This window comes from Psychromonas aquimarina ATCC BAA-1526, assembly GCF_000428725.1.
In the GTDB taxonomy this organism is placed as follows: Bacteria; Pseudomonadota; Gammaproteobacteria; order Enterobacterales; family Psychromonadaceae; genus Psychromonas; species Psychromonas aquimarina.
The window spans coordinates 19,596-41,815 of the sequence record NZ_AUAM01000017.1; the positions used below are offsets into that span (position 1 = coordinate 19,596).

Consider the following 22,220-nt stretch of genomic DNA (forward strand, 5'->3'; position numbering starts at 1 on the left):
GATTCCTAAATTTAATGAATTTGATTAACAACAGATCTGTTCAAAATCAGTTGTTGCAGCGTGAGTATTTTCACTGTCAGCGCTCATAAAACGCACAGAAAAACGCTGTTTATGACCGCTTATCATAGGGTAGACCTGTTCAGCTTTAGCCACACGAATAATAACAAAAGAGCAGTTTTCAACTTCATCCTGGTAAAAACCGTTTTTAGCCGTCTGCTGACTTACTGCACCTTGAGAGCGTTTTATTTTTAAAAACAAATTCAGCGCTTTGTCTAAACTTGCAAAATGACTGAACCAGTGCAGAGCATCCTTCTGACGCTCCTGCAGATCCCCCGCCAGCCAGAAGTGAAACTGAGGCAGATCAAAATTACAGCTGCCGCTGGGAATAAAGAAACGCTGTCTTAGAGAAGTTAAAAAACGGCTGGATTTGTAAAATTTTAACTGTTTAGGTGTCGCCGACACCAGTTTAATTAAACTTTCCACTTCGCTGATTAATTGTGCTACAGCATCATGATCCGCCTGCTCAAGGTTCAGCCAGCTGTCCATCTGCTCGGCTAACAAGCGTAAGTCTTTGACCAGATCATGGCGAATATCACAGCGTTCACTTAATTCAATTAACTCAAACAGACCTTTAAAATAAGCGGTAGAGTCACTCTCATTGCTGAAAGCAATGCTTTTCTGGATTTGTGAGAATAGAAACTCAAAGCGCAGATAACTGCGGGTTTTCTCATTTAACGGATATTCAAAAGCGATCATTTTTATAAGCGTATATAAGAGTAAAAAAGCAAGCGTACAGCAAAACCAGTAAACAGGGAACAAATGAGCCTAATTTAAACGTTTTTTTAACAAACGAAACTGTTTGTCTAAATCAATCACCGAGCGCTTAAGTGTTTCTAAAGAGCAGTTATTATTATCAATAACAAAATCTGCCTGCTTCAGACGCTGCTCGCGATCTATCTGACTGTCCATAATGGCTTTAATATTCTGCACTGAAACACCATCTCTTGAACTTGCACGCTCAAGCTGCAGTTGCGGATTAACATCCACCACCAGATCATAATCAGTCAGAATATCTAATTTATTTTCAAACAGTAACGGTGCCTCTAATAATACATAGGCACCGCCGGCCATACTCAGCTGTTTAAGCATCTCAGCTCGAATTAACGGATGCAGAAGATTATTCAACCACTGCTTTTCGCTTTCATCCTGAAAAATAATTTCCCGCAGCCCGGCCCTGTCCAGTTCGCCGTTTATAATAATCTGCTCTCCAAAGTGTTGACTGATTTGTTTCAGTGCCGGCTGACCTTTGCTTACGACCAGCCGGGCGGCAAGATCGGCATCAACAACGGGTATATTCAACTGCGCAAAGAAAGCAGAGACGGTTGATTTTCCGCAGCCGATCCCACCTGTTAAACCAATAATTAATGTCATGAACTGCCTATATTTTGTCTGATTAATAAATTCTGTCTATTTTATTTGACTTGCTACTTTAGAACATTGGTATTAACAATGCATTAAGGTTATATTTGTTTTTTTTTAATGTTGATGAGAATTAACCATGGTTGCACAAGAAATAGCAGAAAGTGTAAGAACTGCATTACACGAAGATTTAAACGGATTATCTCCAGCGGTCGGGGATATTACAGCGAATTTAATCCCTCAAGGAAAGCTGTCAAAAGCGATTGTTATTACTCGTGAAGATGCTGTTTTTTGTGGTCAGGCATGGACTGAAGAAATTTTTAGACAACTGGGCGATCAGGTAACTATTACCTGGCATGTTAAAGACGGTGATACTGTTAAAGCTAACAGCAAGCTGTTCACTCTGGAAGGACCTGCCCGCATCTTATTAACCGGTGAACGCAGCGCATTAAACTTTATTCAGACACTTTCCGGTATTGCTACAAAAGTAAAAGAATATATGGATATTATTGCAGAAACAAACTGTAAACTGCTTGATACACGTAAAACCCTGCCCGGTTTACGTAATGCCTCAAAATACGCAACTTTATGCGGCGGCGGCTGTAATCACCGCATCGGTTTATATGACGCCTACCTGATTAAAGAAAACCATATTCTTGCCTGCGGCGGCATTAAACAAGCCGTTGAAATGGCGAAATCACACCATTCAGACCGTCTAGTTGAAGTTGAAGTTGAAAGCATGGATGAACTGAAACAGGCACTAAATGCAGGTGCTCAGCGTATTATGCTGGATAACTTCAGCATAGCTATGATGGAAGAGGCGGTTGCATTTAACCACGCTAATGGTCACCGTGCTGATATTGAAGCGTCTGGAAATGTAACAACTGAAACTATTCTTGCCTATGCACAAACCGGTGTTGATTATATTTCTGTTGGAGCATTAACCAAGCACGTGCAGGCAGTTGATCTTTCAATGCGTTTTGTTGAAGAATAAAAACAGCGGCTCACAATTGACCGTCTAATACCTGTGTCGAACAGCAATAAATACTTAACTTTGACAAATTTGTAATAAAATAAAAAGCTTCCTAAACTAAGGCTACAGTTCAGGGAGCTTTTTTATGCCTTATTATTTATTTCTATGCTTATTCATTCTCTGGCCGGCTGTCTCACCAGCAGCGGTCCCGCCTATTCAACTTGCTACGGTTTACCGTCAGGATATCAATATCGATGAATACTGGGTAAGTGAAAAACTCGACGGCGTACGGGCCTACTGGGACGGACGGCAGCTGATCTCACGCGGGGGAAATGTTTTTAATGCTCCGCTTTGGTTTATTAAGGACTTTCCATCAGTCCCCCTTGACGGTGAATTATGGATAGCACGAAGCACATTTGCACAGGTTTCCGGCATTGTGCGCAGACATAATGGCGATCAGAAGCAATGGGAACAGATCTCGTTTATGATTTTTGATCTGCCCGCTTCATTGTCAAACTTCAGCAAACGTATAAAATTGATGAGCCGTCTTGTTGAACAAAGCAGCTCTCCTTATCTTAAAATAATCCCGCAGAAGAAAATCGCTGATAACAGCGAGTTGCAGGCTTTACTGGAGCAGGTTACCGCATCCGGCGGCGAAGGTTTAATGCTCCATAAAGGAAGAGCCTATTATCAGAGCAAACGCAGTCAGGATTTGATGAAACTGAAAAAATATGAGGATGCAGAAGCAGTGGTAAGGAAGCATATACCCGGGAAAGGAAGGAACAGCGGGCGTATGGGATCTTTATTAGTAGAAACAGAGTCGGGTATTTTATTTAAAATCGGCACCGGATTTTCCGATATCGAGCGTGACAATCCCCCGGAAATAGGCTCAACGATAACTTATAAATATATCGGCAAAACAAAAAACAATGTGCCTCGTTTTGCCAGTTTTATGAGAATTAGAGAGGGTTATTAATCACAGTTTGGCAATGATACTTTTATTCGCCTCAGGGAATTGATATTCAGCTAACTGTGCTTTGCTTACCCATTTTACAGGCTGCCCTTCTTTACCCTGCGCCCTGCCGCTGTAAGCGCTGACCAGATAGAAATTCAACCGCAGCTGCTTATCACCGTAATCAAAAAATTTTGCTTCAAACAGCTGATAGTCGACAGCAGTGATCCCCACTTCCTCTTTTAATTCTCGGCACATAGCCTGAGCAGGACTTTCATTGCTTTCAACTTTGCCGCCGGGGAATTCCCATTTACCGCCCTGATGAACATCATCCGGACGTAAACAGATCAGATAAGCATTATTATCTTTGACTATCGCAATACTGATTTCAGTAACCGCCATAAATTTTCCTTAAAAAAAACGGCTCTTTAAAGAGCCGCTTTATCAATCGTTAACAAACAGAATTAAGCTAATTTACCATGACACTGTTTGAATTTTTTACCTGAGCCGCACGGACAGGGCTCATTACGTCCAACTTTACGATCGTGACGCACAAACGTTTCATGACCTTCCTGGCTCTCGTTTTCTTCACCAATTAGGTTCGCCTGCGCATGCTGCATTTCAATTTTAGCTCTGATTTCGGCCTGACGGCGCTGCTCTTCAATCGCTTCAACTTCTTCTTTACTCTGCACCTGCACTTTAGAAAGAATGGTTACCACATCATGCTTCAGGTTTTCCAGCATTTCGATAAACAGCTCGAATGATTCACGTTTATATTCCTGCTTAGGATCTTTCTGTGCATAACCACGCAGATGAATCCCCTGACGCAGATGATCCATAGCGGCTAGATGCTCTTTCCACAAAGTATCAATGGTCTGCAGCATGACTGATTTTTCAAAACCAGAAATAATTGCCTGTCCAACCTGCTCTTTCTTAACGGTATAAGTTTCTTTAGCATGGTTAACAATATTTTCACGAATTGTCTCTTCCTGAAGATTAGCATCATCAACAAGCCACTGCTGCACAGGCTGTTCAATTAAAAAGTCTGTTTTTAAGCGGCGCTCTAACCCTTCCAGATCCCACTGCTCAGTTAATGACTGCGACGGTACATATTCATCAACACAGGTATTAAATACATCATCCCAGATCTGATCAATTGTCTCAGTAATCTCTTCACTGTCCATTACGCCGTTGCGCTGCTGGTAAACCACTTTACGCTGATCGTTAGCCACATCATCAAAATCAAGCAGTGATTTACGAATATCGAAGTTACGTCCTTCAACTTTACGCTGTGCATTCTCAATTGCACGTGTAACCCATGGGTGTTCAATGGCTTCACCATTTTCCATGCCTAATTTTTTCATCATGTTAGAAACTTTTTCCGATGCAAAAATACGCATCAGAGAATCTTCCATTGATAAGTAGAAGCGGCTTTCACCGGCATCACCCTGACGGCCGGAACGACCACGCAGCTGATTATCGATACGACGTGACTCATGGCGCTCTGTACCAACAATATATAAACCGCCGGCTTCAAGCACCATTTTATGCTCTGCCTGCCAGGCCTGAGTTTCAGCTTCTTTCTCTTGTTCAGTGATCTCACCCAGTTTTTCAAGACGAGACTGCAGGTTACCGCCTAATACAATATCGGTACCACGACCGGCCATATTAGTCGCGATAGTAACAGATCCTAATGCACCCGCCTGAGCGATAATATCAGCTTCTTTTTCATGGAATTTAGCATTTAATACGCTGTGTTTGATTTTAGCTTTATCCAGTAAATTAGATAATACTTCAGAGTTTTCAATTGACACAGTACCGACTAAAACAGGCTGACGACGCTCTAATCGCTCTTTAATATCATCAACAATTGCCTGATACTTTTCCTGCTCTGTTAAATAAACTAAATCTCCGCCGTCTTTACGAACCATTGGTTTATTAGTTGGAATTACAATGGTTTCTAAACCGTAGATAGACTGGAACTCAAATGCTTCTGTATCAGCCGTACCTGTCATACCCGCTAATTTTTCATATAAACGGAAGTAGTTCTGGAAAGTAATAGATGCCAGTGTCTGGTTTTCATTTTGAATCTGTACACCTTCTTTGGCTTCAACGGCCTGGTGCAGACCTTCTGACCAGCGTCGGCCCGGCATAGTACGGCCGGTATGTTCATCAACGATAACAACTTCGCCCTGATCATTAACTATATACTCAACATCTTTTTCAAATAAAGTATGAGCACGAAGCGCTGCATTAACATGATGTAACAAACTGATGCTTGAAGCAGAATATAGCGACTGACTTTCAGCAAGCAGACCACGCTCCTGCAGAATTCGTTCTACTTTTTCCTGGCCGCGTTCCGTTAACAGTGCCTGTTTGCTTTTTTCATCAACAGTGTAGTCGTCAGTGCCGGTGTACTCTTCCGTATCTTCCTGATCCTGCTTAGTTAACATCGGAATAACCGAATTTAACTGCGTATATAAGGTTGCATCGCCGTCGGTTGGACCGGAAATAATCAGCGGCGTTCTTGCTTCATCGATTAAGATTGAATCAACTTCATCGACAACTGCATAATGAAGATCACGCATTACACGCTGACCGGCTTCAAATGCCATATTGTCACGCAGGTAATCGAAACCAAATTCGTTATTTGTGCCGTAGGTAATGTCAGCCGCATAAGCTGCGCGTTTTTCATCACCCTGCATACCGGATACATTAATACCAACCGTTAAACCTAAGAATTCAAAAAGCTTACCGTTCCACTCAGCATCACGACGCGCCAGATAATCATTGACGGTAATAACATGCACACCTTTACCAGTTAATGCGTTTAAATATGCAGGCAGAGTCGCAGTCAGGGTTTTACCTTCACCGGTACGCATTTCAGCGATTTTGTTTTCATTTAAAATGATGCCGCCGATCAGCTGCACATCAAAATGACGCATACCGAATACACGCTCAGATGCACTGCGTACAACCGCAAATGCTTCAACAAGAATATCATCTACGCTTTCACCAGAAGCAACACGTTCTTTGAATTCAGCCGTTTTAGCTTTTAACTCAGCATCTGAAAGAGCCTGCATCTGCGGCTCTAACTTATTTATCTCATTAACGACTTTGCGTAGTTTTTTTAAATAACGGTCATTACGACTGCCTATTATTTTTGTTATTAGCTCTGTTATCATTTTGATTTTCTCATTGTGTAAAAATAAATTGTTATTATGTTAACCAGCTTTGCGCTGAATGTAATAATCCGGGTTAATCTGTTTACCGTTTTTTAATACTTCATAATGCACATGAGGCCCTGTTGAGCGCCCTGTGCTACCCATTAATGCGACTTGCTGGCCTTTACGGACAACGTCTCCAACAGCGACATCTAATGATTTCGCATGCGCATAACGCGTCACTAAACCGTTACCATGCTGAACTTCTACCATCAGCCCGTAACCGCTTATTTTTCCTGATTCAGTTACCACTCCGGCTGCAGTTGCAATAATAGGCATGCCGCTGAACCCTGCAATATCAACACCTTTATGGCGTGTTAAGCGCCCCGAAAACGGGTCTTTACGAGTTCCAAACGGAGAAGATAACCATGAGCCTTTCCCCAGAGTCGGCCGGCCGGATATATACAGCTGATCAATGAGATGGCGGTTATTTAGCGCGATTTCAAGGTGTAGTAACTGATTTTGTTGATTATTTTGCTGCAGATCAAGTTTTTCTATATTTTTTAACAGGGTATTGAGTTGAAAGTCAGCTTCTACATCCTGTAATGCGACTCCTCCTACTGGTAATGGTGATGCAAAATCAAATTCCTGCGGCGGCAGTTTAGAGTGTTCGACTACCCGTACACCTAATGCATTAACACGGTTCATCTGCGCCTGTAACTCGCCTACTTTGTTACTAAGCACCAGCAGTTTTTCATTCGTCTGCGCTTTGATAAGCTGCAGATATTTGTCCTTACTAATATCCCTTTGTGCAGCAGAAGTTATTTTAAACTGATTTAACTGCTTTTGATAATAAGACTGAATAAACCAGGTACCGGCAATTAATGAACCAGCAAAAAGAAGAGAAATAAGCAGGAATTTATTTTTTGTAAGAGAAAGTCTGTGATCTGTTTCCTCTCTTGAATAGATTACCGTTATACTCATAATACTGATTTCACTGTTGATAAAAATAATGAATAGAACCCGACAACCCAAACCCGTTTCTTTACTGCTGAAAAAAAGCGGACTGCAGCATGACGCAGCTCTCATCACAAAGCTCGATAGTCTACTACAAAGTTTTTTGAAACAACATAATATCCAGGGCTGCAGGATAGGAAATTTACAAAATGGGAGCTTGCTTATAGAAATTCCCAGCTCTACCTGGCTGATGCGCCTGCAGTTTATGCGCAGTGAGCTGCTTAGCCTGCTGCGTCAGCAGCTTCCGGCTCTGTTAACCATTAAAATAAAAGTAAACCCCAGACTTAGTCAGCTCCAGGATAAACAGAAAAAGAAAAAAAACAGAGTCATCAAACGTGCCAGTAAAATGCCTAATGATGTTGCTCAGTCATTTTTAGCCTTAGCTGAAGATGCAGATCCGGCTTTAAAAGCCGCTTTACACTCTCTGGCTGAATTCTCTAAAAAATAAACAGGTAAAAAAAAAGCCCTTTATCACTAAAGAGCTTTTCTTACTAAAATAATTACTGCTTAGACTGCAAATACCGGTTCAATATACTGAACAGGTGATTCGCTGACCGGCTCTTCGAAGGTTACCATTTCGTAAGCTTCCTGATCCGCCAGCAGTGCACATAACAGCTGGTTATTTAAAGCATGGCCGGTTTTATAGGCTTTCAGATGCCCTAAAATAGTGTAACCGGAGAGATATAAGTCACCAATTGCATCCAGTACTTTATGTTTTACGAATTCATCTTCATAGCGTAAACCGTCAGGATTCAAAACGCGGAACTCGTCTAAACCAATCGCATTATCTAAACTTGCACCCAGTGCTAAATTATTAGACTGCAGATATTCAACACTTTTCATGAAACCGAATGTTCTTGCACGGCTGATCTCTTTAACAAAAAGCTCGCCGGAAAAATCCATTTCGATATGCTGATTCTGCCCTTCAAAAACAGGATGGTCGAAGTCAATTTTAAAATCTAAACTAAAACCAGAATCTGAAGGATGCAGCTCTGCCCACTTGCCCTCTTTCTCATCTTCTACGCGCACTGCTTTTTTGATACGAATAAACTTTTTAGGGGTATTAAGCTCTTCGATACCGGCAGACTGCAGTAGGAAAATAAACGGACTGGCGCTGCCGTCCATAATCGGAATTTCCGGCGCATCAACATCAATAATAATATTATCAATGCCTAAACCGGCAAGCGCAGCTGACAGATGCTCAACTGTTGATATTTTTTCACCCTGCTCATTAACCAGGCAGGTACATAAAAGTGTTTCCTGCACGGCCTGCGCATGGGCTTTAAAACTGACAATCGGATCAAGATCGATACGACGATAAACAATTCCCGTATTCGCAGGCGCAGGATGTAACTCAATGGTTACTTTATTTCCTGAATGTAAACCAATTCCAGTTGATTTTACACTTTTCTTTAATGTTCTCTGTTTAATCATCGTCGTCCCAACCACTATATTTATTTCGGCGAAGTATAGCAGTTTGCGAAGTACATCACAAACTACTCACTATAAAGCAGCTGATTAATCTGCTTGTTTACGTAAAAATGCAGGGATATCTAAATAACTTCCCTCTGATTTCGGCGCAGCTTCAACAACTTCCGGAACTTCAATCTGCTCAGTTGATTCCACTGCAGCTTCTTCTTTTACCGCGGCCGCACTTTCAGCTTTAACCGTCGGGTTTTTAACAACAGTTAAATCTGATTTACGTTCGCCAAGCCCGGTTACGATAACCGTTACATGCAGCTCGCCATTATCAATTTCAGGGTTAACTGTCACACCGAAGATAATCTGCGAATCTTCAGAGGCAAACTCTTTCAGCGCATCACCAACAATATGGTATTCATCCCAGGCAAAGTCCATACCGGCAACGATATGTACTAATACACCACGCGCATCAGAAAGATCCACATCTTCAAGCAGCGGACAAGAGATAGCCTGCTCAACCGCTTCTTCTGCACGCTCTTCGCCGGCAGCAACACCGATACCCATAACTGCAGTTGTACCCGCTTCGGTCATTACTGTTCTAACATCGGCGAAATCGATATTGATGGTGCTTTCTTCATTATTGATGATCGCAGAGAAACCGGAAACCGCGTCAAATAAAACACCGTTTGCAGCACTTAATGCGTCTAAGAATGAAACACCTTTCGGTAACGATTTCTGCAGCTTATCATTAGGAATGATCAGCAGTGAATCAATATGTTCAGATAAACGAGCAATACCCTGGTTGGCGTAATTAATACGCTTTTTACCTTCAAACAGAGAAGGTTTTGAAACAACACCAATGGTTAATGCCCCTAATTCTTTTGCAACTTCAGTTACAACAGGAGAAGCACCAGTACCAGTACCGCCGCCCATACCGGCAGCAATAAAGACAACATCAGCACCGGTAAGGATGTCACGAATATTATCTTTATCTTCTAAGGCAGACTTGTAGCCGATTTCCGGATTTGCGCCGGCTCCCAGACCATTAGTGATACTTGCTCCCAGCTGCAGGCGAACATCTGCTTTAGATGAACGCAGTGCCTGTGCATCGGTATTCATGGCAATAAATTCAGCGCCGCTCAGGCCCTGTTCAATCATGTAGTTGATTGCATTACCGCCACCACCACCAACGCCAACAACTTTAATGACTGCCTGTTGTTCATGCTCTTCATCAACTATTTCAAACATTTGCTCTTTTTCCACTTTATTTATATCTTCAGACATTGTATGTCACCACCCTTATCATACAAAACATACACACTAATATTTATGTAATTCAGGACCAGATGATGAGATTAAACACAATGCACCATTCTTTATAAGTCCATCATACAACAGATACGACCTCTTTTGTTGATTAAAAACCAAACAGTGAGATCATTGCTGCTTTCAGCTGGTTATTTGTACAAAAACTGACTGCTAATACTCTTTTTTAATCCAGCTTTTCAACTTATTTAAAAAAACAGATACGCGGCTTTCCTCGGCAACTTCATGACTGTCACTGAATTCAAGATTTTTATAACGTAACAAACCCAGTGCTGTTGAATAGGCCGGGGTATCAACATCATCAGCCAGTCCCTGGATATTCTGCGGTTTACCTATGCGTACCTGCATATTATCAAAAACTTTCTCAGCGACTTCAACCAGACCGTCAATTTGTGCCGCGCCGCCGGTTAAAACGATACCGGCTGCCAGCTGCTGCTGAAGCCCCTCGGTTTCAAAAGCACTGTCCAGTTTATAGAGCTCTTTTTTTACCATTGCCAGCAGTTCGCTGTAGCGCGGTTCAATAACATCAACTAATGTCTGACGCTGTAGACTTCGAGCTGGACGACCGCCGACACTCGGCAGTTCAATCATCTCTTCCTCTGAAATATTATCACGTTTTAAACAGCCGTATTTTACCTTTACTTCTTCGGCAGAACTTGGAGGTGCGCTGAAAGCGATCGCGATATCGCTGGTAACTGAATTCCCTGCATAATCGAGAACCGTACTGTGGCGTAATGCACCGGCAATATAGACGGAGATATCCATAGTGCCGCTGCCCATATCAACTACACAGACACCAAGGTCTTTTTCATCATCACTTAAAATGGCGGCGCTCGAAGCCACCCCGGAAAAAGTTAACTGGTCAATCGCTAACCCGCAGCGTTCCACCGCTTTTTCTAAATTTTTTACCAGATCGTTATGACAGGTGATTAAATGCACATCCGCTTTTAATTTAACCCCGGATAAACCCAGCGGATTATTAATTCGCCCCTGCGAATCAATGGAGTATTCCTGCGGTATCACATGCAGTAAACGCTGATCGTCACGAATCTTGATTGAACGGGCATTATGGATCACGCTTTCAATATCGTAAGACGTTACCTCATGCTCTTCAATCGCCCAGGTCCCGGATTCATTCAACGAGCCGATATGCGTCCCTGAAATAGACAGGTTAACCGAGGATACTTTACAGTCAGCCATATCTTCAGCACGCGCTAACGCCTGATGAATGGCTACCACAACCGAGTCTAAATCGGTAACAGAGCCTTTATCAACACCTTTTGCCTTGGCTTCTCCAACCCCGACAATATTGATATTGTTATTAGCTAACTGTTCTCCAATCAGGAGTACGATTTTATTACTGCCAATATCTAATCCAACTGTGTAACTACTTTCCATACTCAATAATCACCGTTTGTGCATTAAACAACGCTTAATTACGCTGTTTTAATTAACTTTCATTTTCTTATTTTTCCAGCCGACAGCAAGCCCAGTGTCATAACGCAGATCGACATAATCGACTGCACTAATATCATATTTGCCTGCTATCAACGGAAACACACTTAAAAAGCGCTGAATCCGATCCAGCTTCTGTTCCTGTCCTAAGCGCAGCTCAATACCATTTTTTAAAATAATGGAACTGGCATTACGTTTATCACTGCTTAGCTTCGCAATTTCAAAGTGACTCACTTTTAACAGCTGATGAGCCTTCATATAAGTTGTTAATACTTCGCCGGCAAAGTCATCTTCGCCGTAAAGGGCCACGTATTCTGCTTCAACATCCTGCGGTGATACCGCAATTATCTCCGAGAAGCGGTTCAGCAGTGCTTTATCATTCCACGCTGCAACAATTGACTGTTCAACAATATGTATCTTCAGCGTATCCGGCCAGCGTTTACGAATCGATGCTGAATAAACCCAGGGCAGACTTTCAAGCTGCTTCTGAATTTGTGCAATTTCCAGCGTAAAAAAGTTCAACCTGTCTTTCTGGTCGGCCAGTACTGCTCGTACATCGTCAGATGAAATATGCTCTCTTTCACCTGTTAACACTAAAGAGGTTAACGGCAGAGACTGTTCATCGGTCAGCCAGGTTTTTAATTTAAAATAACTGTTCTGTAATATATAAATTAAAGTGATAAAAAAAACTAAACTGACCCACTTGCCGAATTTTACCTTTTTTAATTTATTCCACATAAAATCAGTGCGCCTGCCCGTTTAATAGCTGTGCAGTATATTCCAGTCCGCTAATCCAGGACTCAAGCAGCACTTTATTATCAAATTTAAATGCCTGCACAGGCGGCTCCGCATTATTTACCCTGCTCATGCTTGAGCCTTCGCTATCAGGCTTAACAATTACAGCCCCCGACAAGCTTGATATTATATCTTCTGATTGCTCAGGATTAAAGCCATCTTTGACTATGATTTGACAATTTACCACCGCTAATTGATAACTTTGCCATAGCTGTTTAGTTTTGTATTTTTTCATGGCGCCGGCAGAGCTTATAACTGCACATTCAGCACCAGATCCTGCTGATAAAACAGCGGCTTTAGCAAAATCTAAACTCATTAATGTTCACTCATCATTTTTCTTTTTCATAATACAGTTCTGCCGCCGGTCTGGCTGCAGATCCATATATGAATTTACTATTTGCTGTTCACTTGTTTCATTTTTTCAATGTCCAGCTTCAACTCTGCTAATGTTTTAACCACAGCACCTATATTACCGGCTCCCTGTGTCAGTACCAGATCACCGTCACCGATGATTTGTGCAAGCATTCCAGGCAGGGCTTCCGGGCTGGCAACAAAAATCGGCTCTTTATCACTGCGCTGACGAATAGTACGGCATAATGAGCGGCTGTCTGCACCGGCAATCGGCGTTTCACCGGCAGCATAAACATCCAGCAGCAGAAGCTGATCAACCTGCTCTAATACATGGGCAAAATCATCATAAAGATCCCGGGTACGGGTATAACGGTGCGGCTGGTAAGCCATAACAAGACGCTTTTCCGGCCACCCTTCTCTGGCTGCATTAATTGTTGCCTGTACTTCTGTCGGGTGGTGACCATAATCATCAACTAAGATTGCTTTACCGCGCCCCGTTTCAAATTCGCCGTACTGTTCAAAACGACGACCAATACCCTCAAACTCATTTAATGCATTTAAAATGGCTGCATCATCAATATCATCTTCCATCGCCACAGCAATCGCGGCGGCGGCATTCAATGCATTGTGTTTGCCGGGTAAATTTAAGTGAATTTTAAGATCTTCTTTATTAACGCGGTGAACTACAAACTCACTACGGTTAACACTTTGAGAAAAAGCAGAAATACGTACATCAGCCTGCTCATGAAAGCCGTAAGTAACAACTTGTCGAGCAAAACGCGGAATAAGCTCTTCCACTACGGAGTCATCTAAACAGACAACAGCGGTACCGTAAAAAGGCAGATTCTGGATAAAGGTGACAAAAGTATCTTTTAATACTTCAAAATCCCCCTGGTAGGTATCCATATGGTCCGCTTCAATATTGGTAACCACCGAAACCATAGGCTGCAGATGTAAAAAGGAAGCATCGCTCTCATCGGCTTCTGCAATTAAATAACGGCTTTGGCCTAATTTGGCATTGGTGCCGGCACTGTTTAATAAGCCGCCGATAACAAATGTCGGATCTAAATCTGCCTGTCCGTAAATACTCGCAATTAAGCTGGTTGTCGTGGTTTTCCCATGGGTTCCGGCAACGGCCACACCATGTCTGTAGCGCATTAATTCAGCCAGCATCTCTGCACGGCGTACAACTGGAATTCTTGCCTGCTGAGCGGCTAATAACTCGGGATTATCTTTATTAATTGCAGTAGAAACGACAACAACTGATGCGCCGTAAATATTTTCCTGCTGATGCCCGATAAAAATTTCAGCACCAAGTGAACGCAGACGGTTTACTACAGGATTAACCGCAATATCTGAACCGGTAATTTTGTAACCTTCGTATGCTAGTACTTCCGCAATACCGCCCATACCTGCACCACCGATGCCGACAAAATGAATTTGTTTAACACGGCGCATTTCTGGAATCATGGTGCGTATTTGAGCTAGATTAATTTTTGTCATATAAAGCCATTAATTTAAAAGTTTATTACACTGTAATGTCTGCTGCATATCGATTAAACAAATTGATTACAAACAGCCGCCACGCGCTCTGCCGCATCAATTATTGCTGTTTTTTTACTCTTTCTGGACATTTCAGCAAGCAAGTCTCTATTTTGGCTGAATGTCCGCAAATAATCACTTAATTTATCCGCATTGAGTTCTTTTTGCGGTATCAGTACAGCAGCTTCTTTATTTACCAGATCCTGAGCATTTTTAGTCTGATGATCATCTACTGCATGCGGCAGCGGTACAAAAACAGCCGGTAAACCAACGACAGCAACCTCTGCAACGGTTAATGCGCCGGCCCGGCAGATAACCACATCCGCCCAGTCGTAGGCACTGTCCATATCGGTTATAAATTCCTGTATATCAGCTTCAATTTCAATATTCTGATATGCATCTTTAAGTCCCTGATAATGCCCTTTACCGCTTTGATGAATGACACTCAGCTGGCCTTTAGTAAAAGAACTAAGCACCTTAGGAAGCAGATCATTTAATACCTTAGCACCTAAACTGCCGCCGACGACTAACACTTTAAGTGCTGAGTTTTCAGGCGATATTTTTTTTTCAGGTAAGTTCAGAAGCGCCTGGCGGACTGGATTACCAACTAAAACAGCCTTTTCGCTTTGAAAAGCACCTGAAAAGCCCATTAATATCTTTTTAGAGAAGCGGGCTAAAATGCGGTTAGTTAAACCGGCAGCCGCATTCTGCTCATGTAATATAACCGGCAGTCCCATTGTCCATGCGGCAATACCACCCGGACCACTTGCAAAACCACCCATACCGAGTACCAGATCTACTTTACGTTTTTTTAATACGCGGCGCGCCTGCATAATCGATTTTACAATACGCAGCGGCGCCATTAATAAACGCTGCAGACCATTACCACGCACGCCGGCAATATCGATAAAATCAATTTCGTAACCATGCTCCGGTACTAACTGCGCTTCCATACGATCAGCCGTACCCAGCCAGCTGACCTGCCAGCCCTGTTTTTTTAACTGCTCGGCAACGGCAAGCCCCGGGAAAACATGCCCCCCCGTGCCGCCGGCCATTACTAATAATGTTTTACTTTGTCTCATCAACTTCTTCTTGTTTCGGATACAGATTTATTATTTCAGCAGCTTCAGTTTTATCTTGTATTTCATCGGGCTTTTCTGCCGCAGCGGCTTTTACTGCTTTTTGTTTTTCAGCCGTCTTTTTACTTTTAACCGCTTTTATCTTAGTAAGACGCACCTGGCTTGAAGCCTGGCGACGCTCAAAATCAACACGTAATAATATTGCTACAGCAACTGCAATGGTGATTAAACTCGAACCGCCGTAACTGACTAACGGCAGTGTTAAACCTTTAGTTGGTGCAATACCCGAGGCGGCACCGACATTAACCGCAGTTTGAAAGGCAAACCAGATAGCAATACCGATAGCGGCATAACCGGAAAAAACCATATTCTGCTGCAGCGCTTTTTTACCAATACTGAACGCTTTATAAACTAAAATAAATTCTAAAATGATAACGGCAGAGACTCCGACAAAGCCGAGCTCTTCAGCAAGAATTGCCATAATAAAATCAGTATGGGCTTCGGGTAAATAATCTAATTTTTGTACGGAATTACCTAAACCTTCACCAAACCAGCCTCCGCGTCCAAATGCCATTAAAGACTGAGTCAGCTGATAACTTCGCCCGAAGGGATCCGCCCAGGGATCTAAAAAACCAAATACACGCGCCATGCGGTACGGCGAAGTAACAATAAGCACCACAATAACAGCGAGCAGTGAAACGCCGATACCGATAAAGGAGATCAGCCTGGCATCGGCAATAAACAACATGCCCATCATAATCACCACGATCACAACGGTAGAGCCGAGATCCGGCTGCAGTAATAATAACAGCGCAAATACTGATAAAATAATAAGCGGTTTAACAAAGCCTTTTATGGTGTCGATTACTTCCTGCTGGCGCCTTGACAGATAGCCCGCCAGAAACAGAACAATAGCCAGTTTAGAAAATTCCGAAGGCTGAATATTAAACGGTCCTAAACGTAACCAGCGGAAGGAGCCGTTCACTTCGGTACCGATCACCAGCACCGCCAGCAGTCCAACAAAAGCCAGTGTTAAGAATAGTCCCTGGCTTTTATACCAATGATCCATCTGTACACAGACTACACCGGCTAACACGCCTAAGCATATAAAAATATATATAAGATGACGCTTAAGAAAACGAAAAGGATCATCTGCTAACGCAATACCTTCCGGAATTGATGCAGAAGCAACAATCACCATACCTACAGCCATCAAGGTAAATGTCACCAGCAGCAGCTGCCGGTCATAGGCCTGCTGGTCGGTTCGGCTGTCAAACAAACTGCGCACGCTATTGAGTATTCTCATTAAACGCGATCTGCCTGTAACGCAGTCACTAAGCTTCTAAAATGATCGCCGCGCGCCATAAAATTAGGATACATATCTAAACTTGCACAGGCCGGGCTTAATATCGCTAAATCCCCCGCTTTAGCTTTGTCAGCAATCATGCTTACTGCCTGCTGCAGATCATTCACCACAACCGCTCTTGAATTAAAGGATGCGATTTTCTGTCCGTCAGCACCAAAACAGACAATTCCCCCCTGCACCTCTTTCAGTACTTCTGACAGCTCGCTAAAATCAGCCCCCTTGCCGTCACCGCCAAGAATGACATGAACATCACCCGCAATCGTTTCCGATAAGCCCTGTAATGCAGCCTGCGCCGCCCCGATATTGGTCGCTTTAGAGTCATTAATCCAGCGAACACCGCGGCGCTGTGCAACAAACTCGCAGCGGTGTTTTAAACCAGTGTAGCTCTGCAGAGCATGGAGCATAGCCTGTTCATCTAAATTAACCGCATCACCCAAGGCAAGTGCAGCTAATGCATTCATCCAGTTATGTTTACCGCTTAGCTTTAAAGACTCAACGTTTAACAAAACTTGACCATTACGGGCCAGACAGATGTTTTTCTGTGTATCACAAACTAAACCATAAGCTGAGCTGTCAAAACCAAAACTAACCTGAGGCTTGTCTGCAGCCCTCGGCAGGGTTAATAAGTCATCACGGTTAAACAGACAGTTTTTGCTCTGCTCATAAATTCGATGTTTTGCCTGCGTGTAGTCTTGATAGGAGTCATATCTGTCTAAATGATCTTCACTGACATTTAATATCGTCGCAATATCAGCATTTAATGAAAAGGTGGTTTCCAGTTGAAAGCTGGACAGCTCTAATATGTACAGCTCCACTTCAGGTCTAAGCAGATCTAGGGCAGGAATGCCGATATTTCCGCCGACCGCCGTTTTAACATCTGCTTCACGGGCCATTTCACCTAATAAACTGGTGACAGTGCTTTTCCCGTTAGAGCCGGTAATAGTGACTAATTTTGCATGCTGATACTGCGGCTGCTGCAGTGCTCTGGCAAACAGTTCGATATCGCCAATAATTTCACAACCGGCCTGCAGTGCGGACTGCAGAGCGGGTGTTGCCAGTGCGATGCCGGGACTGGCGATAATCAGTTTAAATTCAGCTAACAGATCAGCATTTAAGGGGCCTTTAATAAGCTCAATACAAGACGGTAATTTATCTTCACCAGGCGGCAGCTGACGCGTATCAAATACAGTGACATTATAATTCTGCACAAGCAGAAAATTAACACAGGATAACCCCGTTGCACCAAGACCTAAAACTGCAACCTTTTTATCTGACATATTAACGTACCTTCAGTGTCACAAGTCCGATCAATACCAGCACTATGGTAATAATCCAGAAACGAACAATCACACGCGGTTCCGGCCAGCCTTTTTTCTCATAATGATGATGGATAGGCGCCATTCGGAAAATACGCTGTTTGCGCATTTTGTAAGAGCCTACCTGCAGAATAACCGACACGGTTTCTAAGACAAAAATTCCGCCCATAATAACCAGCAGTATTTCTTGACGAACCAGCACCGCAATAACACCTAACAATGCGCCTAATGCTAATGAACCAACATCGCCCATAAAGACTTGTGCCGGATAAGTATTGAACCACAGGAAACCTAAACCGGCACCGACAATCGTGCCGCAGATAATCACCAGCTCACTGGCTTTAGGGATATAGGGAATATATAAATAATGTGCGTAATTTACATGGCTGGTTAAATAGGCAATTAATGCAAAAGCGGCCGCCACCATCACAGTGGGCATAATTGCCAGACCGTCTAAACCATCGGTTAAATTAACCGCATTACTGCTGCCGACCACAGTGAAGTAAACCAGCGGAATAAATGCCAGGCCAAGATAAGGCATATATTCTTTAAAAAACGGCATAACAAAGGTGAGTTCTGCCGGTGTTGAAGCTGTACTGACAAGCACTACAGCAAGTACTAAAGCGGCGGCCGACTGCCAGAAATATTTCCAGCGGGCAATCAGACCATCGGGATGTTTACGTATCACTTTCAGGTAGTCATCCATAAACCCGATTCCGCCGAAAGCCAGCGTTGTCATTAAAACAATCCATACATAATGGTTATCTAAACGTGTCCATAATAAGGTTGACAGCGTAATAGAAGCAAGAATTAAAATTCCGCCCATCGTTGGTGTGCCCGCTTTACTAAAATGTGATTCAGGACCGTCATCACGGACAATCTGCCCGATCTGCATTTTCTGCAGATAACGGATCAGTTTAGGTCCAGCCCATAATGAGAACACTAATGCAGTTAACACCGCCAGCACCATACGCACTGACAGGTAAGTAAATACATTAAAAAATCTAAAATAAACCGAAAGTAACTCTGCTAACCAAACTATCATTGGTATTTCCTATTTATAACTTATTTATTATTCTAATAATTACGATTTTTGGCTCAGCGCATGCTTGATAAAAGTAACGATCTCTTCCATCTTTGCCCCGCGGGAGCCCTTAACCAGAACGGTCAGTTTCTGGTGCTTGTTTAAAATTTCTTTTTCTAAGTGCTCTTTTAACTGCGCTTTAGTGTCAAAGTGTACTGCTTCAGCTGTGCAGTTCGCCCGGAAAGCTGAACAGGTTTTACTGCTGAAGCTGCCCACAGTTAATAAACCGCTTATGCCCTGCTCCGCGGCATACCTGCCGACAGAAAGATGCTCCTGTTCGCAGTAAGCGCCAAGCTCTGCCATATCACCTAAAATTAGTAACTGCTCACCTGCATAGCAGGCCAGCAGATCAACAGCTGCTTTCACCGATGCAGAGTTGGCATTATACGTATCATCAATCAGAGTGACTAATTCATTAACCTGAGTGCTGTTAACCCGCCCGCTTACCTCGGCCACAGCGCTCAAACCTCGCTGAATAACATCCAGACCGCAGCCTAATGCACCTGCCATAGCAGAAGCCGCCAGCGCATTACTGATATTATGTTTACCAGCTAAATTGAGAGGCACAACAACTGATTTCAGCGAGTTTTTATGACGAACATTCAAGGTGAATACGGCTTTGCCGAGGCCGTCAAAATGAATATCAGAGGCAAACACAGAAGCACTAGTGTCGCTCTGTGAAAAGGTCAATATGTTAATTTCAAAAGGTAATTCATTTAACTGCTGCAGGTACTGGGCGGCAAAACCGTCATCTAGATTAACCACTGCAGTCCCGTTTTCAGCAAGACTCTGCCAGATTTCACCTTTTGCCTGTGCAACGCCGGCAATAGAGCCGAAACCTTCTAAATGTGCCGGCATAACATTATTAATAAGCGCTACATCGGGTTTGCTCAGCGAAGCGGTATAAGCTATCTCGCCCTGATGATTCGCGCCTAATTCGACCACCGCAAAGGTGTTTTGTTCAGTGAGACGCAATAAAGTTAACGGCAGACCGATATCATTATTAAAATTACCGGCAGTTGCCAGTACAGAATGATCACTGCCGCTGAAAACACGTAAAATCTGACTTAACAGTTCTTTGGTGGTGGTTTTACCGTTACTGCCGGTAATAGCGGCGCACTTTAACCCCGCTATTTTCTGCTTAACATGGGAAGCTAACAGACCAAGTGCAATACGTGTATCTTTAACTAATATCGAGGGTAATGCAGACTCTGTCTGCTGATGTATGAGCAGCAGCGTAGCCCCTGCATTTTCGGCCTGCTGCAGAAAGTGATGGGCGTCAAATGAATCCCCCTGCAGAGCGATAAACAGATCGCCATGCTCTATAGAGCGCGTATCCGTAGAAACGGAGTTAATAACAATATCTTCTGACGGAGCATTGATAACTTTGCCCTGTGTCGCCTGCGCTATTTCACTAAGTGTTAATGAAATCATAAATCAGCCTTATTATTTTTATTATAGGTATCTTGTAACGAGGCTAATAATTCCCGGTCGCTGTAGTATAACCGCTGATTACCGATGATCTGATAATCTTCATGTCCTTTGCCGGCTAATAAAACGATATCGCCGGGCAGAGCATTATCGAGCAGATCTAATACGGCTTCTTTGCGGTCATGAATCTCTGTGACTAGAGCTTTATTGTTAAAACCTTTTAAAATATCCTGCATAATCTCCGCGGCAGATTCGCTGCGCGGATTATCATCAACTAAAACAACTTTTTGTGCAAAATCTTCAGAAACTTTTGCCATTTCAGGGCGTTTCCCTTTATCTCTGTCTCCCCCGCAGCCGAATACGCAGATTAACCGCCCTGTTTTCTTGTGTTTTTGTAAAGCGCTTAAGGCTTTTTCCAGGGCATCCGGTGTATGCGCATAATCGACAACAAAAGTAATATCTTCAGCCGCAAAGTAATACTGCTCCATACGACCAGGCACGGCAGTTAACCGTGGGAAAATAGTTTCAACCTGTTTTATAGAGATATTTTCAGCTAATAACTGAGTTAATACTGCAGCTAGATTCGACACATTAAAATCACCGTAAAAGGGTGCCGATATTGCCCCCTGCCCCCATGATGACTGAAATGAAAAGTTAATTCCCTGACCGTGATATTCAACCTGTTCGACACGCAGATAACGCTGCTGCTTAGTTAACGGTTTGGCGTTAAAACCGAAGCTTATCGCATCCGGAAAATCTTTTAACCATTGCGCTCCCGTCGCATCATCTGCATTGATAAAACGCTGTTTAACTGGAAAGTTTTCAAATAAAACTTTCTTAGCTGATCCATAATTTTCCATCGAACCGTGATAATCCAGATGATCACGGGTCAGGTTGGTAAATATGGCGCTATGAAAAGGCAGCGCACTAACCCGCCCCTGCGTTAATCCGTGAGATGAGACTTCCATTACCGTGTAATCAACGTTTTTCTGCTGATAATCACTTAACTCAGAGAAAACTGAAATAGCATCCAGGGTGGTATTTAAACTGCTTTTAAGCTGACCGAATAAACCGTTGCCTATGGTGCCCATCTGTGCACTTTGTTTACCTAATAAATTCAAACAGTTGGCCAACAGAGTAGCAATGGTGGTTTTACCATTGGTCCCGGTAACTGCAATCACTTTATGTAAGTTCTGCTCCGGGAAATAAAACCGGTAAGCAAGTTCACTTAACAGGGATCCTAACTGGTATATCTGAATTACCGGAACATCAGCCTGCAGGGTGATTAAACCGTGCTCACTGCGCTCTTTTGTTTCTGATAAAACAGCCCCCGCACCGCAGTCAACTGCTTTGCTGATAAAAGTACGGCCGTCCAGCTGTGCTCCCTGCAGGGCGGCAAACAGGCTGCCGTTTTTTATTTCACGACTGTCCAGCGTTAACCCGGACAGTAAAATATTCTCAAAATCGACATCTAACCATGGAGATAACAACGCCGTTAGTGACATTAATTGCGGTTTTTCAGGCATTA

At 43.1% G+C, this 22,220-nt stretch carries 20 protein-coding genes; 3 read left to right on the top strand and 17 right to left on the bottom strand.

Annotation, left to right across the window (positions count from 1 at the left end; genetic code table 11):
- Positions 1-24: 24 nt before the first annotated feature.
- Both zapD and coaE read right to left on the bottom strand, forming a co-directional pair.
- Entirely contained in the window at positions 25-756 is a 732-nt protein-coding gene (gene zapD, locus G337_RS25790) for a cell division protein ZapD (RefSeq protein ID WP_051303056.1), read from the bottom strand.
- A 69-nt stretch (positions 757-825) separates the two neighbouring features.
- Positions 826-1,431 (bottom strand): dephospho-CoA kinase, encoded by a 606-nt coding sequence (coaE, locus tag G337_RS0107455; protein WP_028863336.1) that lies wholly within the window; start codon positions 1,429-1,431, stop codon positions 826-828.
- 127 nt (positions 1,432-1,558) lie between these two features.
- Between coaE and nadC the strand changes: the two genes are divergently transcribed.
- Together nadC and G337_RS0107465 are read left to right on the top strand one after the other, a co-directional pair.
- Positions 1,559-2,413, top strand: coding sequence for a carboxylating nicotinate-nucleotide diphosphorylase (gene nadC, locus G337_RS0107460; protein WP_028863337.1), 855 nt, complete (start codon positions 1,559-1,561; stop codon positions 2,411-2,413).
- Positions 2,414-2,537: 124 nt separating this feature from the next.
- A complete protein-coding gene (locus tag G337_RS0107465; RefSeq protein WP_028863338.1) occupies positions 2,538-3,368 on the top strand; it encodes a DNA ligase in 831 nt (276 codons plus the stop codon).
- Here the strand turns inward: G337_RS0107465 and mutT are convergent, their stop codons facing one another.
- The 3 genes from mutT to G337_RS0107480 form a co-directional block, all read right to left on the bottom strand.
- Positions 3,369-3,746 carry an 8-oxo-dGTP diphosphatase MutT gene (mutT, locus tag G337_RS0107470; RefSeq protein WP_028863339.1) on the bottom strand — a complete coding sequence of 126 codons (378 nt, stop codon included), beginning with the start codon at positions 3,744-3,746 and terminating at the stop codon, positions 3,369-3,371.
- Positions 3,747-3,808: 62 nt separating this feature from the next.
- Complete coding sequence (gene secA, locus G337_RS0107475; protein ID WP_028863340.1) at positions 3,809-6,529, bottom strand: preprotein translocase subunit SecA; 2,721 nt, start codon at positions 6,527-6,529, stop codon at positions 3,809-3,811.
- A gap of 39 nt (positions 6,530-6,568) precedes the next feature.
- Complete coding sequence (locus tag G337_RS0107480) at positions 6,569-7,492, bottom strand: M23 family metallopeptidase (protein WP_028863341.1); 924 nt, start codon at positions 7,490-7,492, stop codon at positions 6,569-6,571.
- A gap of 28 nt (positions 7,493-7,520) precedes the next feature.
- Here G337_RS0107480 and G337_RS0107485 point away from each other — a divergent pair, with 28 nt between their 5' ends.
- A complete protein-coding gene (locus G337_RS0107485) occupies positions 7,521-7,973 on the top strand; it encodes a DciA family protein (protein WP_037027204.1) in 453 nt (150 codons plus the stop codon).
- A 59-nt stretch (positions 7,974-8,032) separates the two neighbouring features.
- Here the strand turns inward: G337_RS0107485 and lpxC are convergent, their stop codons facing one another.
- The 12 genes from lpxC to murE all read right to left on the bottom strand — a co-directional run bounded on the left by lpxC (position 8,033) and on the right by murE (position 22,218).
- The gene (gene lpxC, locus G337_RS0107490) at positions 8,033-8,959 is read right to left on the bottom strand and encodes a UDP-3-O-acyl-N-acetylglucosamine deacetylase (RefSeq protein ID WP_028863343.1); all 927 of its coding nucleotides are present in this window, start codon (positions 8,957-8,959) and stop codon (positions 8,033-8,035) included.
- An 84-nt stretch (positions 8,960-9,043) separates the two neighbouring features.
- Positions 9,044-10,231 (bottom strand): cell division protein FtsZ, encoded by a 1,188-nt coding sequence (gene ftsZ / locus G337_RS0107495; protein ID WP_157619240.1) that lies wholly within the window; start codon positions 10,229-10,231, stop codon positions 9,044-9,046.
- A gap of 195 nt (positions 10,232-10,426) precedes the next feature.
- Positions 10,427-11,671 (bottom strand): cell division protein FtsA, encoded by a 1,245-nt coding sequence (ftsA, locus tag G337_RS0107500; protein WP_028863345.1) that lies wholly within the window; start codon positions 11,669-11,671, stop codon positions 10,427-10,429.
- A gap of 48 nt (positions 11,672-11,719) precedes the next feature.
- Positions 11,720-12,466 (bottom strand): cell division protein FtsQ/DivIB, encoded by a 747-nt coding sequence (locus G337_RS0107505; RefSeq protein WP_028863346.1) that lies wholly within the window; start codon positions 12,464-12,466, stop codon positions 11,720-11,722.
- Positions 12,467-12,470: 4 nt separating this feature from the next.
- On the bottom strand, positions 12,471-12,839 hold the full coding sequence (locus G337_RS25795) for a D-alanine--D-alanine ligase (protein WP_028863347.1): 369 nt from the start codon (positions 12,837-12,839) through the stop codon (positions 12,471-12,473).
- Positions 12,840-12,916: 77 nt separating this feature from the next.
- The gene (murC, locus tag G337_RS0107515; RefSeq protein ID WP_028863348.1) at positions 12,917-14,377 is read right to left on the bottom strand and encodes a UDP-N-acetylmuramate--L-alanine ligase; all 1,461 of its coding nucleotides are present in this window, start codon (positions 14,375-14,377) and stop codon (positions 12,917-12,919) included.
- A 53-nt stretch (positions 14,378-14,430) separates the two neighbouring features.
- Positions 14,431-15,501: an undecaprenyldiphospho-muramoylpentapeptide beta-N-acetylglucosaminyltransferase gene (murG, locus tag G337_RS0107520; RefSeq protein ID WP_425414428.1), complete on the bottom strand. Its 1,071-nt coding sequence runs from the start codon at positions 15,499-15,501 to the stop codon at positions 14,431-14,433.
- Positions 15,485-16,801 carry a putative lipid II flippase FtsW gene (ftsW, locus tag G337_RS0107525; RefSeq protein WP_028863350.1) on the bottom strand — a complete coding sequence of 439 codons (1,317 nt, stop codon included), beginning with the start codon at positions 16,799-16,801 and terminating at the stop codon, positions 15,485-15,487. Before ftsW ends, murG begins: the two co-directional genes overlap by 17 nt.
- Positions 16,801-18,138 carry a UDP-N-acetylmuramoyl-L-alanine--D-glutamate ligase gene (murD, locus tag G337_RS0107530; protein WP_028863351.1) on the bottom strand — a complete coding sequence of 446 codons (1,338 nt, stop codon included), beginning with the start codon at positions 18,136-18,138 and terminating at the stop codon, positions 16,801-16,803. The genes ftsW and murD overlap by 1 nt, the downstream gene beginning before the upstream one ends.
- Position 18,139: 1 nt before the next feature.
- Positions 18,140-19,222: a phospho-N-acetylmuramoyl-pentapeptide-transferase gene (gene mraY, locus G337_RS0107535; RefSeq protein WP_028863352.1), complete on the bottom strand. Its 1,083-nt coding sequence runs from the start codon at positions 19,220-19,222 to the stop codon at positions 18,140-18,142.
- 39 nt (positions 19,223-19,261) lie between these two features.
- Positions 19,262-20,695: a UDP-N-acetylmuramoyl-tripeptide--D-alanyl-D-alanine ligase gene (locus tag G337_RS0107540; RefSeq protein WP_028863353.1), complete on the bottom strand. Its 1,434-nt coding sequence runs from the start codon at positions 20,693-20,695 to the stop codon at positions 19,262-19,264.
- Positions 20,692-22,218: a UDP-N-acetylmuramoyl-L-alanyl-D-glutamate--2,6-diaminopimelate ligase gene (murE, locus tag G337_RS0107545; protein ID WP_028863354.1), complete on the bottom strand. Its 1,527-nt coding sequence runs from the start codon at positions 22,216-22,218 to the stop codon at positions 20,692-20,694. The genes G337_RS0107540 and murE overlap by 4 nt, the downstream gene beginning before the upstream one ends.
- Positions 22,219-22,220 lie beyond the last annotated feature (2 nt).

Bases quoted from the DNA above. Each gene is read 5' to 3' on its own strand.
- zapD (WP_051303056.1), bottom strand. From the start codon at position 756: ATGATCGCTTTTGAATATCCGTTAAATGAGAAAACCCGCAGTTATCTG.
- coaE (WP_028863336.1), bottom strand. From the start codon at position 1,431: ATGACATTAATTATTGGTTTAACAGGTGGGATCGGCTGCGGAAAATCA.
- nadC (WP_028863337.1), top strand. From the start codon at position 1,559: ATGGTTGCACAAGAAATAGCAGAAAGTGTAAGAACTGCATTACACGAA.
- G337_RS0107465 (WP_028863338.1), top strand. From the start codon at position 2,538: ATGCCTTATTATTTATTTCTATGCTTATTCATTCTCTGGCCGGCTGTC.
- mutT (WP_028863339.1), bottom strand. From the start codon at position 3,746: ATGGCGGTTACTGAAATCAGTATTGCGATAGTCAAAGATAATAATGCT.
- secA (WP_028863340.1), bottom strand. From the start codon at position 6,529: ATGATAACAGAGCTAATAACAAAAATAATAGGCAGTCGTAATGACCGT.
- G337_RS0107480 (WP_028863341.1), bottom strand. From the start codon at position 7,492: ATGAGTATAACGGTAATCTATTCAAGAGAGGAAACAGATCACAGACTT.
- G337_RS0107485 (WP_037027204.1), top strand. From the start codon at position 7,521: ATGAATAGAACCCGACAACCCAAACCCGTTTCTTTACTGCTGAAAAAA.
- lpxC (WP_028863343.1), bottom strand. From the start codon at position 8,959: ATGATTAAACAGAGAACATTAAAGAAAAGTGTAAAATCAACTGGAATT.
- ftsZ (WP_157619240.1), bottom strand. From the start codon at position 10,231: ATGTCTGAAGATATAAATAAAGTGGAAAAAGAGCAAATGTTTGAAATA.
- ftsA (WP_028863345.1), bottom strand. From the start codon at position 11,671: ATGGAAAGTAGTTACACAGTTGGATTAGATATTGGCAGTAATAAAATC.
- G337_RS0107505 (WP_028863346.1), bottom strand. From the start codon at position 12,466: ATGTGGAATAAATTAAAAAAGGTAAAATTCGGCAAGTGGGTCAGTTTA.
- G337_RS25795 (WP_028863347.1), bottom strand. From the start codon at position 12,839: ATGAGTTTAGATTTTGCTAAAGCCGCTGTTTTATCAGCAGGATCTGGT.
- murC (WP_028863348.1), bottom strand. From the start codon at position 14,377: ATGACAAAAATTAATCTAGCTCAAATACGCACCATGATTCCAGAAATG.
- ftsW (WP_028863350.1), bottom strand. From the start codon at position 16,801: ATGAGAATACTCAATAGCGTGCGCAGTTTGTTTGACAGCCGAACCGAC.
- murD (WP_028863351.1), bottom strand. From the start codon at position 18,138: ATGTCAGATAAAAAGGTTGCAGTTTTAGGTCTTGGTGCAACGGGGTTA.
- mraY (WP_028863352.1), bottom strand. From the start codon at position 19,222: ATGATAGTTTGGTTAGCAGAGTTACTTTCGGTTTATTTTAGATTTTTT.
- G337_RS0107540 (WP_028863353.1), bottom strand. From the start codon at position 20,695: ATGATTTCATTAACACTTAGTGAAATAGCGCAGGCGACACAGGGCAAA.
- murE (WP_028863354.1), bottom strand. From the start codon at position 22,218: ATGCCTGAAAAACCGCAATTAATGTCACTAACGGCGTTGTTATCTCCA.